This window comes from Alteromonas sp. 1_MG-2023, from assembly GCF_030547075.1.
In the GTDB taxonomy this organism is placed as follows: Bacteria; Pseudomonadota; Gammaproteobacteria; order Enterobacterales; family Alteromonadaceae; genus Alteromonas.
Genome location: NZ_JAUOQH010000002.1, coordinates 237,089 through 259,723, shown reverse-complemented (window position 1 = coordinate 259,723; position 22,635 = coordinate 237,089). Strand labels below are relative to the sequence as shown.

At 41.7% G+C, this 22,635-nt stretch carries 23 protein-coding genes; 18 read left to right on the top strand and 5 right to left on the bottom strand.

All coding sequences use genetic code 11. The annotated features are described in order from the left end of the window. Positions 1-24 precede the first annotated feature (24 nt). Entirely contained in the window at positions 25-1,647 is a 1,623-nt protein-coding gene (locus Q4561_RS03090; protein WP_303457519.1) for a phosphoethanolamine transferase, read from the bottom strand. 202 nt (positions 1,648-1,849) lie between these two features. On the opposite strand from Q4561_RS03090, the gene Q4561_RS03085 reads away from it, so the two are divergent. The 3 genes from Q4561_RS03085 to Q4561_RS19800 are packed head-to-tail and all read left to right on the top strand — an operon-like array spanning position 1,850 to position 4,633. Next, on the top strand, positions 1,850-2,872 hold the full coding sequence (locus Q4561_RS03085; RefSeq protein ID WP_303457518.1) for a glycosyltransferase family 2 protein: 1,023 nt from the start codon (positions 1,850-1,852) through the stop codon (positions 2,870-2,872). After that, positions 2,862-4,247, top strand: a complete 1,386-nt coding sequence (locus Q4561_RS03080) for a glycosyltransferase family 39 protein (RefSeq protein WP_303457517.1) — start codon at positions 2,862-2,864, stop codon at positions 4,245-4,247. The genes Q4561_RS03085 and Q4561_RS03080 overlap by 11 nt, the downstream gene beginning before the upstream one ends. Then, positions 4,238-4,633, top strand: coding sequence for a GtrA family protein (locus tag Q4561_RS19800; RefSeq protein WP_368411516.1), 396 nt, complete (start codon positions 4,238-4,240; stop codon positions 4,631-4,633). The genes Q4561_RS03080 and Q4561_RS19800 overlap by 10 nt, the downstream gene beginning before the upstream one ends. A gap of 149 nt (positions 4,634-4,782) precedes the next feature. Here Q4561_RS19800 and Q4561_RS03075 read toward each other — a convergent pair whose 3' ends face one another. The 3 genes from Q4561_RS03075 to Q4561_RS03065 form a co-directional block, all read right to left on the bottom strand. Continuing rightward, entirely contained in the window at positions 4,783-6,756 is a 1,974-nt protein-coding gene (locus tag Q4561_RS03075; RefSeq protein WP_303457516.1) for an LTA synthase family protein, read from the bottom strand. A 297-nt stretch (positions 6,757-7,053) separates the two neighbouring features. After that, positions 7,054-7,626, bottom strand: a complete 573-nt coding sequence (locus tag Q4561_RS03070; RefSeq protein ID WP_303457515.1) for a manganese efflux pump MntP family protein — start codon at positions 7,624-7,626, stop codon at positions 7,054-7,056. Between the two features lie 40 nt (positions 7,627-7,666). Continuing rightward, entirely contained in the window at positions 7,667-8,026 is a 360-nt protein-coding gene (locus Q4561_RS03065) for a DUF3147 family protein (protein WP_303457514.1), read from the bottom strand. Between the two features lie 87 nt (positions 8,027-8,113). On the opposite strand from Q4561_RS03065, the gene Q4561_RS03060 reads away from it, so the two are divergent. The 9 genes from Q4561_RS03060 to Q4561_RS03020 all read left to right on the top strand — a co-directional run bounded on the left by Q4561_RS03060 (position 8,114) and on the right by Q4561_RS03020 (position 17,318). Further along, a complete protein-coding gene (locus tag Q4561_RS03060) occupies positions 8,114-8,512 on the top strand; it encodes a BlaI/MecI/CopY family transcriptional regulator (protein WP_303457512.1) in 399 nt (132 codons plus the stop codon). After that, positions 8,499-9,473 carry a M56 family metallopeptidase gene (locus tag Q4561_RS03055; RefSeq protein WP_303457511.1) on the top strand — a complete coding sequence of 325 codons (975 nt, stop codon included), beginning with the start codon at positions 8,499-8,501 and terminating at the stop codon, positions 9,471-9,473. Before Q4561_RS03060 ends, Q4561_RS03055 begins: the two co-directional genes overlap by 14 nt. A 9-nt stretch (positions 9,474-9,482) precedes the next feature. Continuing rightward, positions 9,483-10,796, top strand: coding sequence for a TolC family protein (locus Q4561_RS03050; protein WP_303457509.1), 1,314 nt, complete (start codon positions 9,483-9,485; stop codon positions 10,794-10,796). Between the two features lie 11 nt (positions 10,797-10,807). Continuing rightward, positions 10,808-12,043 (top strand): HlyD family efflux transporter periplasmic adaptor subunit, encoded by a 1,236-nt coding sequence (locus tag Q4561_RS03045; RefSeq protein ID WP_303457508.1) that lies wholly within the window; start codon positions 10,808-10,810, stop codon positions 12,041-12,043. Positions 12,044-12,052: 9 nt separating this feature from the next. Beyond that, a complete protein-coding gene (locus Q4561_RS03040; protein WP_303457506.1) occupies positions 12,053-15,190 on the top strand; it encodes an efflux RND transporter permease subunit in 3,138 nt (1,045 codons plus the stop codon). Next, on the top strand, positions 15,180-15,875 hold the full coding sequence (locus tag Q4561_RS03035) for a HupE/UreJ family protein (protein ID WP_303457505.1): 696 nt from the start codon (positions 15,180-15,182) through the stop codon (positions 15,873-15,875). The genes Q4561_RS03040 and Q4561_RS03035 overlap by 11 nt, the downstream gene beginning before the upstream one ends. An 18-nt stretch (positions 15,876-15,893) precedes the next feature. Continuing rightward, entirely contained in the window at positions 15,894-16,421 is a 528-nt protein-coding gene (locus Q4561_RS03030) for a hypothetical protein (RefSeq protein ID WP_303457504.1), read from the top strand. A 22-nt stretch (positions 16,422-16,443) separates the two neighbouring features. Next, a complete protein-coding gene (locus tag Q4561_RS03025; protein ID WP_303457503.1) occupies positions 16,444-16,779 on the top strand; it encodes a DUF6488 family protein in 336 nt (111 codons plus the stop codon). 83 nt (positions 16,780-16,862) lie between these two features. Then, a complete protein-coding gene (locus tag Q4561_RS03020) occupies positions 16,863-17,318 on the top strand; it encodes a hypothetical protein (protein WP_303457501.1) in 456 nt (151 codons plus the stop codon). Positions 17,319-17,385: 67 nt separating this feature from the next. Here the strand turns inward: Q4561_RS03020 and cadR are convergent, their stop codons facing one another. Further along, positions 17,386-17,811 carry a Cd(II)/Pb(II)-responsive transcriptional regulator gene (gene cadR, locus Q4561_RS03015; RefSeq protein WP_303457498.1) on the bottom strand — a complete coding sequence of 142 codons (426 nt, stop codon included), beginning with the start codon at positions 17,809-17,811 and terminating at the stop codon, positions 17,386-17,388. A gap of 81 nt (positions 17,812-17,892) precedes the next feature. Between cadR and Q4561_RS03010 the strand changes: the two genes are divergently transcribed. From Q4561_RS03010 to Q4561_RS02985, 6 genes are all read left to right on the top strand, one after another. Continuing rightward, complete coding sequence (locus Q4561_RS03010) at positions 17,893-18,519, top strand: cation transporter (protein ID WP_303457497.1); 627 nt, start codon at positions 17,893-17,895, stop codon at positions 18,517-18,519. After that, positions 18,516-18,881, top strand: a complete 366-nt coding sequence (locus tag Q4561_RS03005; protein ID WP_303457495.1) for a DUF3703 domain-containing protein — start codon at positions 18,516-18,518, stop codon at positions 18,879-18,881. Before Q4561_RS03010 ends, Q4561_RS03005 begins: the two co-directional genes overlap by 4 nt. Further along, entirely contained in the window at positions 18,868-19,779 is a 912-nt protein-coding gene (locus tag Q4561_RS03000) for a cation diffusion facilitator family transporter (RefSeq protein WP_032094210.1), read from the top strand. The genes Q4561_RS03005 and Q4561_RS03000 overlap by 14 nt, the downstream gene beginning before the upstream one ends. A gap of 19 nt (positions 19,780-19,798) precedes the next feature. Continuing rightward, entirely contained in the window at positions 19,799-20,176 is a 378-nt protein-coding gene (locus Q4561_RS02995; protein WP_032094209.1) for a hypothetical protein, read from the top strand. Positions 20,177-20,247: 71 nt separating this feature from the next. Then, positions 20,248-21,675 carry a TolC family protein gene (locus tag Q4561_RS02990; RefSeq protein WP_032094208.1) on the top strand — a complete coding sequence of 476 codons (1,428 nt, stop codon included), beginning with the start codon at positions 20,248-20,250 and terminating at the stop codon, positions 21,673-21,675. Further along, complete coding sequence (locus tag Q4561_RS02985; protein WP_303457492.1) at positions 21,668-22,615, top strand: efflux RND transporter periplasmic adaptor subunit; 948 nt, start codon at positions 21,668-21,670, stop codon at positions 22,613-22,615. Before Q4561_RS02990 ends, Q4561_RS02985 begins: the two co-directional genes overlap by 8 nt. Positions 22,616-22,635: the final 20 nt, after the last annotated feature.

Sequence of the window (22,635 nt, the reverse complement as noted above, 5' to 3'; positions counted from 1 at the left end):
AAGGTACTCAATTATTAAAATGAACTAATACAGCATGGCTTTTTCAATCGCCTGTGATTTGCACAAATAGCCTATATCAAACTCCGGTGAATAGGTCTTTGAACGTGTATGAAAATATCCCAATAAGGTATGAGAAACAAAATCATGGCTAAGTTTCCCGTTAAGCATCGATAAACAGTCGCTTGGTAAGTTATTGTCAACAATGAGTAGTGGCACAAGCAATTGCTCTGATGGTGCCACTGCTTTAGGTGAACCATGAAAATAAAGCCCCTTTTCACCAAGCGATTCACCATATTTAGCAGTGAACATTAGTGAGGTATTGGTGATGGGAAAGCTAACGTGAAATTGTTCAATTCGAGAAATGGCTTGTGCCAGTACAAATTTCATATAATCAACGGCGTTTCGGTAACTATTGATTAACTCACCGTTATTACAATTAGCCACAAGCAGGGTTTTGCATTCAGGGACGCGGGTCGAAAATTCATTTGGGTAAAACCGTGAATATAAGGGGGAGCCGATATTTTGGGTTTGAATAATAACTAAATTAGGTGCTTTGGGGTTAATTGCGTTATGCAAAACATCAACGAGTAAGGTATTGATCAAGTCATGATCGTAACACTGTTTATTTTTGCATTTTAAGCGACGTTCAGAAACGTTTGCTCTTTTACAGAGGTCGCCACAGGATTCATGATGTGAAAGCCAAAAGATATTTACCCCAGACAGCGCCAAAATATCTAATACATTTTGTTGATGACTGGCTTGTTTATCGCTAAATTCAGCCAGCGACAGAAATGAGAACATACATTGCATGGATGATTCGGCATAGGTGTCGCATGCAGACAACGGACTCTCTTGTCCAGCATGTTGCTCAAACGAAAGTAAATTATCTTTTGTAAACGCGTCAGCGCGAATAGATTGACCAACAATTAGTACGACGGTCGTGTGTACATTTTTATCAATGAGGTATGGGGCGTTATCGAGGATCGCAAAGCTATGCACAGGCTCAAAGTATTGATGCTGGACATACTTAATTGAGCTGTCAACGAAATGCATGGGGATTACGTCGACCAGTGCGCTTCGCATAGAATGATAATATGGCCTGATTTTATCTTGCGTTAATTGATGTATTGAGAACAATGATAAACTTACTAAACCAATAGCAGCTAAGGTTTTTATGATATGACGTTTAATCGTGTCGTATTTAATATTTATTATCGATAAAACGACTGACGGTAACAAAAATAGAAAAATAAAGTGTAAAGCAAAATTCAACGTTAAAAAGCGGCCAGTGCCCGCTAGCCATTGACTCATTTCAAAGGCCCAAGGATTGTATTGTTTTCCAGTACTATTGATATAAAGCAAAATAGTGGAAATAAAAAACGTCAATATAATAAAGGGTTTGAAGACGGGTCTAATGTTTGCACACAATATGAGTAATAAATTTAACAGCAGCAAGTATATTGCTACTCCTATTATTAATATTATAACCCCGACACTTTTATCACCCACACCATCCCAAACCTTATTTAAAAACGGTAGGTTGTAGGCAAACAATAGCCAAAGGGCAAGTAAGCCATTTAGCTTGTATATAGAAAATGTTTGCTCTTTAGTCGTAAAAAGTTCGCCAAGACGCATTTTTTTTAGCATGAATAAATTAATCGAATGTGTAGAGGGGCGATTATAGATCTTGAAACTGAAGTTTTAATGAAGAAAGTCTTAAGTATCGCCATGGTATATCTGAAGTTCAATTGAATAAAATTAAAGTTAAACCTAATTTTTTTTTCAGCGTTTCTTCAGTTTAGTATTAGAAAATGTGCAATATCGAAACACCACATGAACCTTGTTATTTATGATGAATTATAAAAATGCAATCAATTTGCGAAGTAAAACACTCTCTGTGTTGGTGCCGGTATACAATGAAAGCTGCGTGATTGAGGAATTCATGTCGCGCTTGCAACAGACTTTTAAAGCGCTTCAGTGCAAGACTGAAGTGGTATTCGTTGATGATGGCAGCACTGATAACACTATTGATAAAATTAATGCTGGTCCAGCAATTGCGGACAAAAAGAAGGTAGTAAAACTGAGTCGTAATTTTGGTAAAGAGGCGGCGTTGTGCGCCGGACTTAAATCGGTAACAGGCGATGCGGTGATTATATTGGACGCTGATTTGCAAGATCCACCAGAACTCATTCCTGGCATGTTAGCAACATGGCAGCAGGGCATTGAGGTGGTCAACATGTGCAGAGCTAAACGTGACGGTGAGTCATGGTTTAAAAAATTAAGTGCAAAGTGTTTTTATCGCCTGTTAAATTGGTTGTCTGACACGCCGATTCCTGAAAATGTAGGTGACTTTAGATTGATTAGTCGAAATGTTATTGATGTTATCAACTCAATGCCTGAAAAAAACATTTATATGAAAGGAATATTATCTTGGCCTGGCTTCACTACTAAAACCTTATTTTTTGACCGTGACGCACGGGTAAGTGGCGAATCTAAATGGCCGTTTATCAAGTTAGTTAAACTTGCAATTGACGGTATTACCGCTTTTAGCACCAAACCTTTGCAAATTGCTACCTGGATGGGCGCTATAATTGCCAGTAGCGCTTTTATTTATAGTCTTTATATTGTTGTAAAAACGGTATTTCTGGGCAACAGCGTAGCCGGATTCCCGACGCTAATGGTGACAATTTTAGCATTGGGAGGCTTTCAGTTGTTAACGGTTGGTATTATGGGTGCCTATATCGGTCGAATTTATACCGAAGTTAAAAATCGCCCTCGATATGTGGTGCAAGAAGAGATTTCACAAATCAAGAGTAATGCTGCTGTAGAAGTCATTAGTTCGTCTAAAGTTGCGGTCATCAATGCTAAATAAAATTCATCCCATTTGGTTTTTGATTGCGGGCATTCTGTTATTTCGCTTAGTGTCACTTTCCTTATACCCCCTTATCGACACAACGGAGGCGCGCTACGGTGAAATGGCACGCATCATGTGGGAAACACAAAATTGGATCACGCCACAATTTGATTACAATGTTCCATTTTGGGGAAAGCCTCCCTTGCACACCTGGGCGAGTGCCGCATTTGGCGGTATTTTAGGCATCTCCGAATTTTCATTACGCTTACCTCATTTCTTGATAGGGATGATTACTTTATTCGTTATGGGTGTTTTTGCGAAACGCTTTTCTTTATCCTCATCCCTCGTTATTCTGGTGCTTGCATCAACGCTAGGATTTTTCGTTGCCAGTGGAATGATCATGACCGATGCATTTTTGCTATTAGGCATGACAATGGCAATGGCGGGCTTTGCAATCGCTTGGCGAGATGATTCGAACAGTTATGCCTATTTTGGCTTCGTTGGTATAGGAATTGGTTTACTCGCAAAAGGTCCTATCATCATCGTGCTTATAGGTCTAGCGGTGGCACCGTGGTTAGTATTAAATTATGGCTTGATTACGGGTATCAAAACCTTTTATCGAAAAATTCCACTGTTCAAAGGTTGCCTGCTTACCTTAGCTATTTCGCTTCCATGGTATCTACTCGCTGAAACTAAGACCCCTGGTTTTCTTAATTACTTCATTGTTGGCGAACACTTTCTGCGTTTTGTTCAAAGCGGCTGGGAAGGGGATCTATACGGTACTGCTCATAGTGAACCACGGGGTATAATTTGGATTTATTGGATTGCAGTGGCATTTCCTTGGTCGATTTACTTTGCAGTTTTGCTTGTGATTAAAAAATACAGAACAGCTTTAGGGCAGCATGGATTTAATTTCTATCTTCCCAGTTATTTAATGTGTTGGCTTATTAGTCCGATGTTGTTATTCACTATGTCGGGTAATATTCTTCCTATCTATGTATTGCCTGGCATTCCTGCATTATCACTTCTCATTGCCATTATGATTAAACGTATACGGTTTAGTGTAGTGATCACTAGTTTTCTCACGCCAATATTGATGGTGTTTTTTATGGTAGTGCAACTTCCTAACCTTGCAAATGAAAAAAGCGACAAAGCGTTACTAGCATATATTGAAAGTGAATTTGATTTGTACTACTTAGGCACAAGAAGTTTTTCAGGCCGGTTTTATTCTTCAGGCAAGGCTATCACAGTCTCGTCAATTGACGAGTTGCAAGAAGCAGAATTGCCTTTTTATTTGGTACTAGAAGAAGACATGCGTTCTCCATTAATAGGTTCTCGTGACTGCGAGGTAATTTCGCACAATACACGAAGGAGACTGTTTTTATGCAAATAAAAATGAAGATGAAATTCCTGTTAGTTGGCGGTTGTGCATTTTTAGTGGATGCGTCTGTGTATTTGCTACTAACAAATTTTTTGTTCTTATCTCCATTAAGTGCCAGAGTAATAGCTTTCACGGTCGCGGTGTTCATTACATGCACAGGGAATCGGTTTCTGACCTTCGCACAGCGGCACCATGCTGCGTTTTATAAACAGTTCGGATTAGCTTTAATAGCCGGCTTGATATCGTTAATGCCTAATCTAATCGTGTTTTTAAGTTTACTCTTTGTTTTACCCACTACCTTTGGTTTTGAGTTATTCGCTTTTATGAGCGGCACAATAGCAGGGATTATCTCAAATTTCATTTTGAGTGATAGGTTTGTGTTTTCAGAGTCAGGGTAACTATAGTTGAGATACATCGTTGCGCCCAAAAGCACTAACCATTGCCATTAGTTTTACTGGAAACGCTCTGCAGAGGGTTTTATCCATTATGTGAAGCAAGCGAAAAAAAACTCTGTCAATAAATACTAACAACTCATAAAGTGAAACTTCTATTTCTCGTTCTCAAGCCTAAACCATTGATTATCATAAGCTAAGCTCCCGAATAGCGCATGAGCTAGCGCTATGTCACCAAGGTTTTGATTTTCAACACCAAATTCCAATAGCTTGCTTTTTCGATTAAAAGTATAGTATTTGGGATCTTTGTTTGGTTGTAAAATAGCAACTTCTTCATTTGTCATGTAAGCAAAGTTTTTATCAAACTGCATCATCGCGCGTTCAGGCACATTACTCTGTGTTAGGTCATGGCCTAGCATTGGGTAATAGTCGTCAATACCCATCAAGGATAATAGGGTAGGTGCAAGATCTATTTGACTAACAAGCCTCTCATCTTGTCTAGGTACGATATCTTTTCCTAAAATAACACCTGGAATATGGAATGACTTAATAGGCACCAATTCTGGGCCGTAAACACGCGCATCATGATCGGCTACCACTAAGAAAATTGTATCTTCCCAATAGTCGGATTGTTTGGCTTTTTTAATAAAGTTTCCTAAAGCGTAGTCAGCATAGCGGATGGCTCTATCTCTATCGTCTTCTGAGTCAATCACGGGTACAAAATCTTCCGGGATATCAAACGGGTCATGGTTGCTAGAAGTGAACACCAAACTGAAAAAAGGTTTACCGGTTTTGTGCATAGCTGATAACTCAGTGTGCGCTTGATTAAAGAGGCTTTGATCGCACGCCCCCCAAGACCCGACATAAACAGGGTCTTTTATTTGATCGCCATCGACAATATCTTTGAAGCCATTACCAAGGAAAAAGCTTTTCATATTATCGAAATGACTTTCGCCACCATAAATAAATTGAGTTTCATAGTTGTGCCTAGACAAGAGACTAGCTATGGTGAAAAAATTATGTTGCGACTTATCTAATTTGACAACAGAGCGAGCAGGCGTTGGAGTAAATCCGGTAACAACAGCTTCAATTCCTCTCACGGAACGAGTACCTGTTGCATATAATCGGTCGAATGACCAACCAGAAGCCATAATTTCATCTAGGTTTGGCGTAATGCCGCTGCCGCCTAAGCTTCCAACAAATCGTGCACCCAAGCTTTCTTGTAGCACAATGACTAAATTCTTCGGTTTTCCCTTAAAGGTAGGTGATTGCTTTCTTAGGGTCGGAATTTGGTCTGAAATGAAGCTATCTGCAGTTGCTCCGGTCGATTCACGCACTAATTGTATTACTCTCTCATCACTTAGTTTCCCATATACTTTAGAAGCATGAATTTCACCACCTAATTGCTTCCAAGCAAAAGCAACACTGTAGATTGAATTTAGTGTCAGTGAATTGATTAGTGGATCGGTTGTGAAGTAAACGACCGAGGGGTTAATAGGGCGGTGACCAAGTGTGCCGCGAGCGCCAACAAACAAGACTAGGACGATTAATACAAAAGAGGCAAGCAAAGTCAGTCGAGGCTTCTCATTTCTTTTTTGTTGTTGTGATACGACAAGTAAACACTGTTCGTTATTGACAATGCGCGTTATTAGCTTCCATATAAACAATGAACTAATGACAAGCAAAACTGTGGTAATTAACACCGGCAATAAATGACCTTCCATTAACATGCCAAATACTTCTTTTGGATAAACTAAATATTCAATGAATAGGCGATTAGGGCGAAGGTCGTATTCGTTGATGAATGTGGGCGTTGCTAGTTCAAAAAACAATACTGAAACAGCACAAACGAAAAACCAAAGCCGTAAGACTGACAGCCAAATTTTGGCGAACTTGGAGTAGAGCATTAGAGAATGCAATAAAGCGGGTATGAACAGCAAATATGACAGCGTACTGATATCGATGCGCAAACCGTTGAGCAACACTAATACAGACGTTGATAAATTCTCGACTCTTTCATATTGCCAAACTAGAATACCGGCACGGAACAATGAGAGCATTGTGAGTGTAAAAATAAATAAAAGTAAAAATGGTCTAAGTACTTTATATAGGGTGGTGGCTTTTGGCATACATGTTCTATATGTTCAGTAAAATGGTTACTGATAATACAAAAGTGAACTTAAGAGAAACTGAAGAAAGCTATAAGATCGACTGAACTGTTTAATGATGATTTTTAACAAATCATCCGTAAACGATATAAGTATCAGTGACATTTGGGACACAGAATGTGCGTTATGAGTGAGCCTTTTTTATTACAATGTTTGTCGCAGTTGCAATAAGTGCCTCAACCATGATTTTTATTGACCACCACATTAACAACATTTGCGATGCAAGTTGCGAATTCAACCAATGTCTCAATAGTTCAACTAAACGCTCAGATGCGAATACAAAGTCCATGAACCGATAACTATTAGGATAATACCTCCAAACGCTTCAGCTCTTTTCCCAACTAAGGCGCCCAAGCCTCTTCCTAATAAGGCCCCAATAGTCACCATTAGAGAGGTTGCAAGACCTATCAATACGGAGGCTACAACAATATTTACATCCAAAAATGCAAACGTGACGCCCACTGTCATTGCGTCAATACTGGTACCCAACGCAGTTAACATTGTGGCAGCTAGTGCGCGATTTCTACCTAAAGAGCGAGAAGAAATCTCTGTTTCTTCAGCTTGGAAACTGACATATAACATATGCAGGCCCAGTGAAAACAACAGGATAAAAGCTATCCAATGGTCTACTTCCTGAACGTAAGAAGAGCCTGCCGAACCAATTGCCCAACCGATGATAGGAGTTATACCTTCAATGACACCAAATATTAGCCCCATTTTTAGTGCATTTAGAATACGTGGGTTTTTAAGTTGTGCTCCTTTGCTAATTGAAACGGCGAACGCATCACTAGACATAGCAAACGCGATCAAAATTAATGCAAAAATACTCATAAATAATGTTTCCTAAAACAGAGTATTAAATTCGTAATACTTAAGAAAAAGACAACAAGTGAATATCAAACCGTTTTAAGATAAACGCCAGCACGTAAAGACATAAAATTGACACTATTGAGCCAGCAAAAAGCGCCATCAAAAAACCTACTCGGTCTATCAAGAGAGGAAAAATCAAAAACAAAGGAAGCGAAGGTAGCACATACCAAAATGTGTATCGCATGTGACTAGCAATCTTTGCATTGGGTTGATTTTCTAAATAGAGCCAAATTATTGCCAAGATCGTGACAGTTGGCAGTGCGACAAGCAATGCGCCGAACTTATCATTGCGCTTAGCGACTTCAGACACCGTTACAATTATTCCCGCTGTAACGAGGTACTTTGTAATTAACCAACCCATATATTGACCTTTTAGATTAAAACCGATTGCCTATCGGTTTTTGTTCCGGCAGTATATACGCTGCATGAAAAATAGGAAAGCCACTTTATGTTCCTCGGTGAATTAGAAAAACAGGTGTTGCAATATTTGTGGACATCGCCTGGTGTTGACGTTAAACGCGTGCATGCTGAACTATCTAAACAACGTGATAGTTCTCTAAATACGGTACAAAGCGCGCTGGAGCGCCTTTTTAAAAAGGGACTATTGAGGCGCGAAAAGCAAGGGCACGCCTACTTGTATTTTGCACAGATTGAAAGAGGTGATTTAATTGCTAAGTTGATTGATAGTGTCGCCAGTGATTTTGTCAGCAAAGGTGAAAGCAGCATGGTCGCGGCTTTTTCATCCGTATCCAGTGAAATGGACGAAGCACAATTGGACCAATTAGAGAAATTAATCGAGCTTCAACGAAAGCAATTAAAAAAAGGAACAACCAGTGCTGATAAGTGATGCTGCGGTCATCATGAACCTTATTACGATTGCATTGCTTGGATTTTTGGTGAGTGCACTTTTGTTGTCTGTAGTGTGGCAAATAGTAGGCAAATCTGTTGATGCTTACTCCGTTCAATCACAAAAAATGTTAATTTTGATATGGGTGTCAGGCCCATGGATTTTGGGTTTAATGACGATGCTTTTTTTTAGTCCACTTTTAGAGAACACAGCTATTTATAGGTGGGTTGATAGCGTAGCTCATTGGCATCACTTGTACGTTTTTCAGTTAGACAGTTGGCATGGAGTCACCATTATTCTGTTTTCGTTGTTCAGCCTGGCACTAATAGTGATTAGAGGAGCAGGGCTATATAGACAAGGTAATGCGCTGTTAACGTTGAACCATTTTTCAAACAATGTGCATGGCTCAAAGAGCTATCCAGGCGTCCAAATCATTGATAGCAATATCCCTACTGCGTTTACATCAGGCTTCTTAAGCCCCCTTTGCTATGTATCAAAAGGGCTGATAGACAATCTTACCGATAACGAATTTAATATTGTTGTTAAGCATGAACTTGCCCACGCCCGCAATAAAGATCCCTTGTCAAAACTCTTGATTGCTTTTCTTTCAGCCTATTACCCAAGAAAATTGGCACAACGTTTTAATGCAAAGTATGCACTAATGACCGAATTTATTGCAGACCAATCAACTGCAACGGTGCACGAAGCCGAGGATGTAGCCGCAACATTGGTAAAGGTTGCTCGGTTACAAAAAGCTTTTCCACAACGTCAATCAAACACTTCTCTTAGTTATTTCGGATCACATGATATAACTCACCGAGTACAGCAGCTATTAACACCCACAAAAAAATCGATGCCTGTCATAGTGCCTATTGCATTTATGTCGGTAATGCTATGTTTAACCATCTTCGCTGTGGATGCAACTCACCACCTAGTCGAATCTATCTTTACTCATCCATAAGGACTCCCCATGCAACGCTCGCTCACTTTTTTCACGACATTAAAACCGATTGTAGGTCGGTTTTTAAGTCTGGATGTTAGGCCGTTTGGACTATGTATTATTGCTGGACTAACCATGTTCCCACTTTTCGTTAATGTACAAGAGGTACAAGCAAAAGAAGCGTTGAATTTGTCTCAAGCGATCAGCTTTGCTTTAGCAGAGCACCCTGAAATGAGTGTGTTTGGACATCAGCGCAAGGCGCTTGATGCAAAAGTAAAACAGGCAGCTGTGTTACCAAGGCCTACAATCGACTTTACAATTGAGGATGCAATGGGTACAGGTACTCACAGTAATTTTGGTGCAGCACAAAGTACCTTGAGTATTGCATGGGTGCTTGAACAACGTGCAATTGAGAAACGTGTAGATGCGGCAACGAATGCCGTTACGCAAATCGATTTTGACATTGAGATAAAGGCACTTGATATCTCTGCATATACGGCAAAGCTGTTTATTGAATCCTTGATATTAGAGCAGCGCTTACAACTTGCGGAACTGGCAGAACAACAGGCTGATAGTGCGTTATCTGCGATAAGACGTAGGGTTGAAGCAGGAAAAAGCTTATCGATTGAACAATTGCAATCAAAAGCAGAGTTAGTGCGTCGAAGTCTGGAGGTAGAAGACTTGGAGCATGAGCTTGAGGCGAGTCGTTATCAGTTGGTGGCGCAGTGGGGCGGTGAGGTTAGTGATTATGTGCCTCAAGGTGAATTGCTTAATATCCCTGTCGTCAAAGATTTACCCTCGCAATTAGCAAAACTACAAGCTCATCCTGCACTTTTAGCGTTTGCTAACAAGCAACGTATTGCCCAATCACAGATTGAGCTAGCACGCATTGAAGCGCGCCCCAAGTGGCAAGTGTCAGCAGGCATAAGACGCTACGAAGCTACCGATGATTTCGGATTAGTCGCAGGTATCTCTATTCCGTTTGGCAATGACTCACGAAGCTTAGGCGAAGTACAAGTTATTCAAGCTCAGCAAGCCGAATATCAAAGCCAAGCTGATGTTTTAACCAGAAAGCTCAACACGCAGCTGTTTGTGTTGCTGCAAAACATGAAACACAGCAAGCATGTTATTGATACGCTCACCGAGCAAGTGATCCCCTTGCTCGAAAAAGCAACTGAGGAGGCCAGTAAGGCATACGATATTGGTCGCATCGGTTATTTAGAGTGGACGTCAATACGACAAGAGTTACTCAGTACACAAGCACAGTTACTGGATGCCTATCAGGCGATACATCTTCAACATATCGAAATTCAGCGCCTTACCGGCACAAGCCTTTCTAATTAAGTGAGAAACGAATGAATAACCGACTCTTTATTTTTTTATTTTTATGTCAGCTTGGAGCAGCAAGTGCAGTAGTGCCTAGCAGCGCTCTAGCTGAGTCTACTGAAACAACTGTAGAGGTCGAGCCCGAGAAAGGCCCACATCGCGGAAGAATGCTGCGAGATGGCGACTTTGCCATTGAACTTTCCATCTTTGAAACAGGCGTTCCACCAGAGTTTAGGGTTTGGGTGGCTAATGAAAAAAACCCCGTTCCTCCTGAGCAAGTGGAATTAAACATCAAATTAATTCGCTTAGGAGAGCAAATAGACGACATTAACTTTAAAGCGGAAGGTGATTATTTGCGTGGAGATACCGTTATTTACGAACCTCATTCTTTTGTGGTTTCTGTGGCCGCTCGTTATCGGGGAAATACCTATACGTGGGAATATGACAATTTTGAAGGCCGCACGTTGATTGAAGAAAAAGTAGCAGAAGCAATGGAGATTGATACAGAATTTGTCGGTGCAGCAACACTACATAAAACCATCAAAGTGTATGGCAAGCTTGTATTACCCGCTAATGCGAAGCGTCAAATCCAAGCGCGTTTTGAAGGGGAAATCAAACAAGTGCATGTTGCTCTTGGAGATGTTGTCAAAAAGGGACAATTGTTAATTACCATCGAAAGTAACGAGAGCTTACAATCTAATCAAATTAAAGCGCCAATCGCAGGGGTAATAACCGAGCAAAAAGCGAATACCGGTGAGCAGTCGGGTCAGCGAGTGCTGCTTGAAATCACTCAGTCTAATAAATTGCTTGCAGAGCTTGCTGTATTCCCGATGGATGTAGCCTCCATAAGACAATCGCCGCCCGTTACAGTTATGGTTAATGGTCACAATGCGACAATTGACACTGCTATCAGTGGAAATCGTCTAGGAATGAGGGATGATCAAGCTCGCCTATTTCTTGCAGATGTAGAAAACTCTAGCGGGCAACTAACAGAAGGTATGTTCGTTTCCGCGCTAATAGAAATCGAAACTTTTGAGGTTCCCTTAGCCGTTAAGCGAGTTGGCCTTCAGGCTTTCAGAGACTTTACGGTAGTTTACGCCAAAGTGGGGGAGCAATACGAAGTCAGAATGTTGGAGCTAGGTCGTGAGGCTGGTGAATGGGTTGAGGTACTTAGCGGCATTGATGCCGGCACTGAATACGTCACCAACAATAGTTACATCATCAAAGCCGATATTGAAAAATCCGGCGCATCACACAACCACTAGGAGCGCCATATGTTAGATTTTATACTACGCTTTTCCATTAAGCGCAGCATGCTTGTTATGGTGCTGGTACTGGCAGTGTCAGCGCTTGGCTTATGGAATTTCACCAAGTTACCGATTGATGCTGTTCCAGACATTACCAACGTGCAGGTAATGATCAATACTGATGCGCCAGGTTATACGCCGCTGGAAGTTGAGCAGCGTATTTCATATCCGTTGGAAACCGCACTAGCAGGCTTGCCAAATTTAGAGGGCACTCGGTCAGTTTCTCGATACGGATTATCACAAGTAGTGGCCGTATTCAGTGACAGCACGGATGTGTACTTTGCGCGTCAACTGGTAAATGAAAGACTCTCTGGTGCCAAATCAGAGCTACCCGTTGGCCTTGAGCCACAATTGGGTCCTATTGCCACCGGACTTGGCGAAATATTTATGTTTACTGTTGATGCTAAGCCTGGTGCGACAGATAAAGATGGAAACTTGATAACGCCCATGGAGCTGCGCTCAGTACACGATTGGGTTATTCGCCCTCAGTTAATGCGTGTGCCGGGGGTGGTTGAGGTCAACCCGATTGGTGGTTTTGAGCGCGAGTTGGTTGTCGCCTTCGAACCTGAAAAACTGCTGACATACGGCGTTACGCAAGCTGATTTAGTCAACGCTATTGAAAACAATAATATAAACCAAGGCGCCGGCTTTATCGAAAAGAGCGGTGCACAATGGTTGATTCGGATCCCAGGACAAATTGAAAACCTTGAAGCGCTTGCTAATACCGTAGTGAAAACTACAGACGGTGCGAGTGTGCGCATCAGTGATGTTGCAAGCGTGGTTGAAGGTCATGGACTTCGCACAGGTGCTGCAACGCAAGATGGCCGCGAAGTAGTGATGAGCACGGTGTTTATGTTGATTGGCGAGAACAGCCGAACAGTCGCATTTGCGGTTGGTGAGAAGCTCAAAGAAATCAATATGTCACTCCCAGAAGGTATCGTAGCCACGGCTGTTTACGATCGGACAAAGCTTGTTGACCAAACGCTTAACACCGTTAAGACCAACTTAGTCGAAGGTGCTTTGCTTGTCATCGTCATTTTGTTTTTACTGCTAGGAAACTTTAGAGCTGCGCTTTTAACGGCCTTGGTGATCCCCTTTGCTATGTTAATGACCATCACCGGCATGGTACAAACTAAGGTTAGTGCAAATTTAATGAGTTTAGGCGCACTCGATTTTGGTCTGCTTGTGGATGGCGCAATCATTATTGTTGAGAACTGCTTGCGTAGGTTAAGTCAAGCCAGTCGAAGTGGTCAACAATTAGCTTTAAAGCACCGATTGGAAATTGTCTTTACTGCAACGAAAGAAGTAATACGCCCTGCATTATTTGGCGTTTTTATTATCACCGCTGTATATCTACCTATTTTCGCGCTTGAAGGTGTGGAAGGGAAGATGTTTCACCCAATGGCACTGACTGTCGTTATCGCGTTGTTATGTGCCATGGTGTTATCCATTACATTTGTACCTGCTGCAACTGCTTTGTTGTTTAAAAAACCGGTCAAAGAAAGACGTAATTTCATCATGATGGGAGCTACTTTTCTTTACCGGCCTTCTCTTCAGTGGGTTATGGAGGCGAGATGGTTTGTTGTGCTTTTTGCCGTCGCGCTAGTGAGCATAATGGGTTACCAAGCCACCAAACTAGGCAGTGAATTTGTGCCCAATTTGGATGAAGGGGATATTGCAATGCACGCACTTCGCATTCCCGGTACATCTTTAAGCCAAGCAGTTGCCCTGCAAGAAAGTTTAGAAGCGCGCATTATGGAAATGCCTGAAGTTGAAAGAGTGTTCGCAAAAATAGGTACCGCCGATGTTGCTACAGACGCCGTTCCGCCCAGTGTTGCCGATAATTTCATTATTATGAAACCACGCGAGCAGTGGCCAAATCCAAAGAAAACAAAAGCGCAAACTGTTGAAGATCTGGCAGCATTGGTGGAACCCATTCCAGGTAATCGCTATGAATTCTTACAACCCATACAAATGCGCTTTAATGAGTTGTTGTCGGGGGTGAGAGCAGAATTAGCAATCAAAGTGTTCGGTGATGATTTTGAGATATTGGATTCGGTAGGCAATGATATCCAAAGTGCTATTGGCAGCGTAGAAGGTATTGCCGATATTCAGATGGAGCAAACTACAGGATTGCCTATGCTTACTATTGTTCCAAAGATGGAAAAATTGGCACAATACGGTATTTCAAAAGCGTTGATTCAAGAACAGTTAGCAACGTCATTGGGCGGACGAGTAGCGGGTAAATTTTACGAAGGCGATGCTAGAGCAGATATTGTGGTCCGTTTGCAAGAGACTATGCGCAGCGACGTTGATGCCCTGTATCGCTTACCTATACACTTACCCGATGGGCATTACGTACCTTTACAAGAATTAGCAAATATTGAAATGGTGTTAGGTGCAAATCAGGTTAACAGGGAGAATGGTAAACGTCGTGTTGTAGTAACAGCAAACGTTCGCGGTAGAGACCTAGGCAGTTTTGTTGCAGATATAAAAACGCAAATTCAGAGTAATGTAGACATTCCAGCAGGCTATTGGCTTGAGTATGGTGGCACGTATCAAAAATTGCAATCGGCCTCGCAGCGTCTATCTATAGTGGTTCCGGTTACATTAGTATTGATCCTTGGCTTACTAATATTGGCGCTGGGCTCATTTAAAGATGCCATGATCATATTCACAGGCGTACCTCTTGCACTGACCGGCGGTATAGCGGCGTTAATGCTTAGAGATATTCCATTCTCAATATCAGCCGCAGTCGGTTTTATTGCACTGTCAGGCATAGCTATCCTGAATGGCTTGGTCATGGTTTCGTTTATTCGCGATCTGAGAAAACAAAATATGTCCCTAGAGCAGGCGATATTTGACGGCGCAATCACGCGTTTACGACCAGTTATTACGACTGCGCTCGTTGCGTCATTAGGATTTGTGCCCATGGCGCTAAACACCGGAATGGGCTCAGAAGTTCAGCGTCCATTAGCCTCGGTCGTTATCGGAGGCATCATATCCTCAACGCTATTGACATTATTTGTCATACCCGCCCTTTATCGAATATTACATAGAGACAACATACCAACCGAGGAAAAGGCGCCAGCTCATGCGAACTAGTATCAGACATATCTTCGCGCTGTTTTTAGGGCTGCTGTTGTTGAGTATGTCACTAGGCGCTTTAGCGCATGGCGTTGATGACGATACCCGTTTGTTCTTGGAACAAAATACCGGAATGCAATTTTTCCCGTTTATTTATATCGGTGCCAAACACATGTTCACGGGTTATGACCACATATTATTTCTAGTCGGCGTCATATTTTTCCTTTACCGAAGCCGCGATGTACTGCTGTATGTCAGTATGTTTACGATAGGCCACAGCATTACCTTACTTTGGGGAGTCCTGGGTGATATACAAGTTAATCCCTATTTAATCGATGCCATTATTGGATTCTCGGTGGTGTACAAAGGCTTCGATAATTTGGGTGGGTTTAAACGTTTATTTGGCAAGCAGCCGAGCACTAAATTGGCGGTGCTTATATTTGGCTTGTTCCATGGCTTTGGTTTAGCAACAAAATTGCAAGAATTTGAACTGCCTTCTGAGGGTCTAGTTGCCAATATGATTGCCTTTAATATTGGTGTCGAATTAGGACAATTCATGGCATTGGCTTTCATTGTTATAGCAATTAACTTCTGGCGAAAGCTCCCTTCATTCGAGCGTTTTTCAACGGTTACAAATACGATGTTAATGAGCGCTGGATTGATGCTGATGGGGCTTCAATTAACCGGTTATTATTTATACTAATTTGAACGAGAGATTGAAATGACACAACATGTAGTAAGTACAAAAACATTAGTAAAGTCGACTATTTTCGCCACCATCATCGCAGCTGTGGTATTTGTGTGTTTTATTCTGCCAGCAGAATACAACATCGATCCGACACATATAGGTCATAGACTAGGTTTAACCGCTCTAGCGCATCATGACGATGAATCGTCAGGAACAGGATCAAGCTTTGTCGCTGACGAACAGGGGCAGAAAGTAATTGAAGTAACGGTTCCTGCGGGTAAAGGCATTGAATATAAATTTAAGATGTTGCAACACCACAAGATGACATACGAGTGGCTAACTGATGGTGAACCACTTTATTTTGATTTGCACGGTGAGCCTGAAAACGACGCAACAGGATATTTTGAGAGCTACGCAATAGCGACTTTATCTGAGATGAAAGGTAGTTTCACAGCACCCTTTACTGGCTCACATGGCTGGTATTGGAAGAATAAAACTGACAAGCCTGTAGCAATCCAAATGATTGTTAAAGGGCAATTCACTGTTATCGGACTTAAATAGAAATCAACGAGAGGCCTACAGAATGAAAGTGATTGTAAACATAATATTAATAATGACATTGATTGGGCACTGCGCTGCATTTGCACATGAAGGACACAATGATATTACTGAAGAAACCGCGCTTAACATAGTTAATAAATCAGTCAAACAGCATACATTTAAGGACTTTGGTTATGAAGTAGGAAAGCTTGATGCTAGTTGGAAATCAGTTACAAGACATAATTTAAAGACGGTTAAAAAAGTAGATAAAAGCTTTATTATTAGTGCAACGAATATCATTAGCGATACCGTCATTTATTTTCATATCGAAAAAAATGGCAATATCAGAGCGGTTACAAATGACGTAATTAATCCGTGACTACACAACTTTAGATATGTGTACATTCAAACTTGATGAAATCGCAATGCTTTTTCAATTCAGCTAGATTTAAAGGAGCAGATATGCAAAAGAGTATCTCAACAAATCCATTTAGTGATTTAGAAAAGCCTAAAATAAGTATGCTATTTATTATTTTAATGCTCTCTATCGTACTCGCTTCTTGCAGTAGTTCTACTAGAATGACGACCATAAAAGATATGTCAAACCAACAATGGTCTGTTGATTGGGTATCAATAAATAAACAAAATGGGTTATGGCGAGTTTGGGGGGAAATGCGCTCAAAATACCACAACGTAGACGCTAACGGACAATTACTTATCTCGATTGTGACTGAAGACGGAAATGTATTAGAACAAAAAACTACAGTCTATAAGAAGCGAAAGGGCACAAATAGATTTCATCGCAGCCGCCATCCTGATGTTGCCTATTTTAATTGTTTTTTTCAGTCGATACCCAAGAACACGATAGGTGTCATCGAACCTGAGAAAGACTTACGATTTTACCAAGATGAAATTTAAACAGATAAAATAGTGACCAAGTAGCAAATATTTTTCGCACCGAACATCTCCATCCCCGCTAATATTATCAAATGATATTTTTAGGTGTTGTACGGGTTTCAGCAATGCTTTCTAGTTGATGTAAAACGCCGCATTCTTTGACTTTTTTATTATCAGCACATGTCGAGCGAACGGAAACGAGAGATCTACGCAGTGCGTTTAACTCCGTTATCCGTTGTTCGATATCGTCAATGTGTTTGTCAATCGTAGCATTGACGGTTTCACAACTATTGTCCGGTTTCGCTCGTGTTTCAAGAACTAAGCTAATCTCTTCAATCGTCATATCTAGCGAACGGCATTGCTTAATAAACAGCAACTGCTTTAGTGCTTCGTCCGAATAACTTCGATAATTCGATTGCGTGCGCTGTGGTGCTGCTAACAACGCCTTTCGTTCATAAAAGCGAATAGTTTGAATACTTAAGCCCGTTTTATCTGCTAACTGTCCTATTTTCATTTTACTTTACCTAATGCGCTTGACTCTATACCAAGTATAGAGTTTACACTTGTGTCATAAGTCAGTAAAGCGAGTGTTTTTATGAGCGGCTGTGGGTGCGACATTGAAATCAAAGACCAAGAACAAAAAAGGGTGTTGTATTGGTTATTAGGCATTAATGCCGTTATGTTCGTTGTTGAAATGAGTGTAGGGTTATTGGCTGACTCAACAGCGCTTATTGCTGATTCATTGGATATGCTTGCGGATGCGGTGGTGTATGGCATTGGTATTTATGCAGTGGGTAAAACCATCATTCACAAAGCAAATGCCGCAAAAATTAGCGGATATTTTCAATTGATTCTAGGCCTTATTATTTTATTAGATATTGCTCGTCGTTCGATATTAGGCAGTGACCCCGAGTCATTGTTAATGATGGGGATGGGTTTTGTTGCCTTAATCGCTAACGTTATATGTTTAGCAATCATTAGAAAACAGAAGAGTGGCGAAGTACATATGCGAGCGAGTTGGATTTTCTCGGCGAATGACGTTATTGCCAACGTGGGCGTAATTGTAGCGGGAGTGACGGTTTATCTATTTGACACTCGCTGGCCTGATTTAGTGATTGGCTTTATTGTTTCAATTATCGTCTTGCGGGGTGCAATCTTAATCTTAAAAGATGCCAAGCAAGAACTTCGTAGTAACAGCGCATCTAATGGAGAAGTTTTATGAATTTTACGCAAGCAGCAAAGCCTTACGTAACCCAGAAATTGAATGAAGCACATAAATTATTTACTGACAAAGATGATGAGGCTGGATTTACAGCATTGGAAGATGCACATGTGATTGGGCAACATTCAACTTATCACCATACCCGAGTACACTATGAAATGCTCAAGTTTGGATTAAAACGTAAGGACTTTATAGAAGTCTTCGGGCAGCTCTTCAGGCTGATTGGTGCTGTTACCAAAACGGCTATTGGCTTGTTGCCGGAGGGCAATACGGGCGGGGCAAGTGTAAGCCCGTTCAAACCCATGCCGCTTTCACCTGCAAATAAAGTAATCTTGGATAAGATCAAACATGCACAGTCATAATCATTCACATAGCCATACGCACTCAGATGGAAATTCAGACGATGCATCAAGGCGCATTGGCTGGGCGTTCTTTTTAAATGTGGTGTTCACCATCATCGAGTTTATCGGTGGTTGGCTAACCAACAGCACCGCTATCATGGCAGACGCGGTGCATGACCTCGGCGATAGTTTGTCAATTGGCACAGCTTGGGGATTGAACAAACTTAGCGATAAATCAGCTAATAAAACCTTCTCATATGGATATAAGCGCTTTTCTTTATTGGGCGCGTTGATTAACGGTTTAGTGCTCACGGTAGGTTCTATTTGGATATTGTTTGAAGCAATCCCACGTTTGGCTGTGCCTGAAATGCCACAAGTAGAGGGGATGTTAGCCTTATCTATTTTTGGTATGGCAGTAAACGGTTTCGCCGCTTATAAACTAAGCGAAGGAACGTCATTAAATGAGCGCGTGCTTAATTGGCATTTGCTAGAAGATGTTCTCGGTTGGGTTGCCGTATTTATTGTATCCATCGTCTTAATGTTTAAGCCTTGGGCGATTTTAGATCCCATCCTGTCCATTGGCTTTACTTTGTTCATCCTCTTCAATGTGTTTCGTAACCTAAAAGAAACCCTGATGCTATTTTTACAGGCAACGCCAGATGAAGAGCAAATGTCAAAAATCCGAAACGACTTGCTTGCAAACGATAAGATAAGCGACCTCCATCATTTTCATATTTGGTCTTTAGACGGAGAGCGCAATGTGATGACTGTCCACCTTGTGTTGGAAGGAGAAGTCAGTGTTGAGCACATACAGTCATTGAAAGAGGGCATACAAAGCTCATTAGCAAAGTATCATTTTGAACATACCACAGTAGAGCTGGAATTTGCTGACGAACAATGTCGTGACGAAGTGAAATAGGCTTGGTAGACTGGCACTTATGAAAAATTTAAAACGAATAAGTTACATCATGATCTCGCTGATACTCTTTCAGTCGTTTTCTGCTGTGGCCAATTCGTTAGATTTTCATGCAATAGACACACAACATTTGCAACATGAACATCAGCATTCAGAGCACAATCAAGCTTCAAATGATATGCCAACTAAAGTGCTTGGTGAGTCAGCAAAAGCAGATCACCATAACCCTGCCGATTGCCATCATTGTGGCCACTGCCACGGTACGCATGCGCAGTGGTTAGGCCAGCACGACATCAACAATCTACAATCTGTGGTGTCTACCCACAACTTTAATTATTTGGATGCGATTATCGACGCACCCATCAACCGATTACTACGCCCACCCAAAACACTATCCTAATATCGCTTTCGATAGTGTCTCGCTGAGAAAAAGCGCGTCACTGAATATTGATAAATTATTAGGATATTCTAATGAAAATGTTTCATATTTTTGTGCATGCACGCGCCATTGCGTTTGCTTGCATGCTGGGCTTAACATTGAGTCCAATTGCCGCACAAGCGGTGCAAACTAGTCGCTATTTAGATGAAGGTGTTCAAGCGCCCGTACGAGAAACGCTGAGCCTTGAAGATACAATCAGACTTACACTTGCCAATAATCCAAGTTTGTATGAGTTTGAATTTAGACAGCGAGTGATTGACGGTGAATCAAAAACTGCCGCGCTTAAACCCGCACTGAATGCTGGGATTGAACTAGAAAACTTTATGGGAACCGGCGAGGTGTCGGGCATTAAGGAGCTCGAAGTCAGTTTGACCTTGTCATCTGTACTACAGCTCAACGACAAGCCTAGCGCAAGATTGGACGTACTCTCTGAGCGTAAAATACAACAAGAGGTGGAAAAGAAAATACGCACATTGGATGTCCTTGGCGAGCTGAATCGTCGGTACATCGATGCACTTGTATTGCAAGCCACCTTAGACGTGCAAAACGATGCAGAGACACTTGCACTCTATACCTATAACGCAGTTTCTAAGCGCGTTGATGCAGGCGCGTCACCATTGCTAGAGCAAAAACGCGCCCAAGCAGCGCTAGCCCAAGCAAAACTCGATGTTAAATTAGCTCAAGAAGGTCTTCAATTTGCACTGCGCAGTCTTGCCACCATGTGGGGCGAACAAACGCCCACTTTTAAGCGTGTGGAAGGTAAGCTTTTTGCGTTTCAAGACATTGGGTCATTCGAGATGCTTTCTGCCGCTATCCAAAGCAGTCCGCATATAGACTTGTTTGCAAAACAAAGCCGTGTTCAAGCAGCACAGCTCAGATTAGTGCAAGCCAATAATCGAGCTGACATTGAGTGGTCGGCGGGTATTCGACGAATACAAGGTATTGATGAAACTGCTTTAATAGCCGGGATCAGCGTGCCATTGTTTCAACAAAAACGAAACTTAGGTGAATACGAGGCGCAAAAAGCTCGCCTTGATGCAATAGAGGTGCAAAAACAGAGTAATGTGCGCAGTCTTTTACATTCAGTTAATCAAGCCTTAGGTGAGCACACCCGCGCATTATTAGAGGTTGACGCTATCCAACAAACTGTCATACCGCCTCTTACAGAAGCCTTGGAGTTAGTCGAAAGCGCCTATTTAGATGGCCGGTTTAGCTATTTGGAGTGGGTATCTACTCGACAAGAGTTCTTAAATACGCGCCTGACATTAATTGAGGCGGCGTCTCAAGTGCACCTAAGCAAAACAGAAATTGAAACGCTTACCGGTCTCGCACTTAAGGCTTCACAAAGCAGCACTGCAAAAACGGATACTGCAAAGAGCAACGCTTCCAAAAAGCTAGCGCACGACATCACTATGCAGCAGCCATCAAACATTTCGATAAGAAGTAACTATCATGAATAAATTTACTCTATTAAAAACATTCACAATATTAAAAGTACTCGTTTTAAGCATCACGCTAATGATGATACATGGGGCGGTGAGCGCGGGAGACAAACACGCAGACGGTGATTCTCATGAGGATGATAAACACGCTGGTGAAGTCGTTGCGATGAGCGACGAGACTGCTTTGCAAAATGGCATTACTACCACAAATGTTATTGCTGGCGACATTGCACTCTCGACCACACTTTATGGCCGAATAAGTGCAGATCCTGCTTCTTTGAGTCATATCAGAGCGCGTTTTGACGGTGTGATCAAAGATGTCAAAGTCAACATTGGCGACACCGTTAAAAAAGGAGATATTTTAGCGGTCGTAGAATCAAATGAGAGTTTAAAAAGCTACTCAATTACATCTCCATTTGATGGCAACGTAATAGCTCGGCATGCCAACAATGGTGAGTTATCAAACGGACAAGTACTTTTTTCCTTAGCCAACTACAAGGATGTGTGGGCACAATTAACCGTGTTCTCGCAGCACCTCGGCAAAATTAAGGTCGGACAAGCTGTTGAATTAAGGCATGCAAACTTTGAGCAGCTATCTGAAATTGCTTACCTGACACCATCTGCTGATAGTAGTCCGCATTCGCTTGCTAATGTCACTGTTGACAATAGCAGTGGCTATTGGCCATTAGGCACCTTGGTAAAAGCGCAGGTAACGACAACCACCAAGGCCGTGAGTCATATGGTGCCTGTGACTGCCGTGCAAGAGTATGAAGAAAAGCAAGTGGTATTTGTTAACCATGATAATGAATATAAACCACGACCCGTGCAGCTCGGTGTAACTGATGGTCGCTATATTGAAGTCATAAGCGGCATTGAAATAGGTGAGCGTGTGGTGGCTACAAATAGTTACCTGATCAAAGCAGATCTAGAAAAATCGGAGGCCGGTCATGATCATTAATGCCTCAATACAACCTGAAT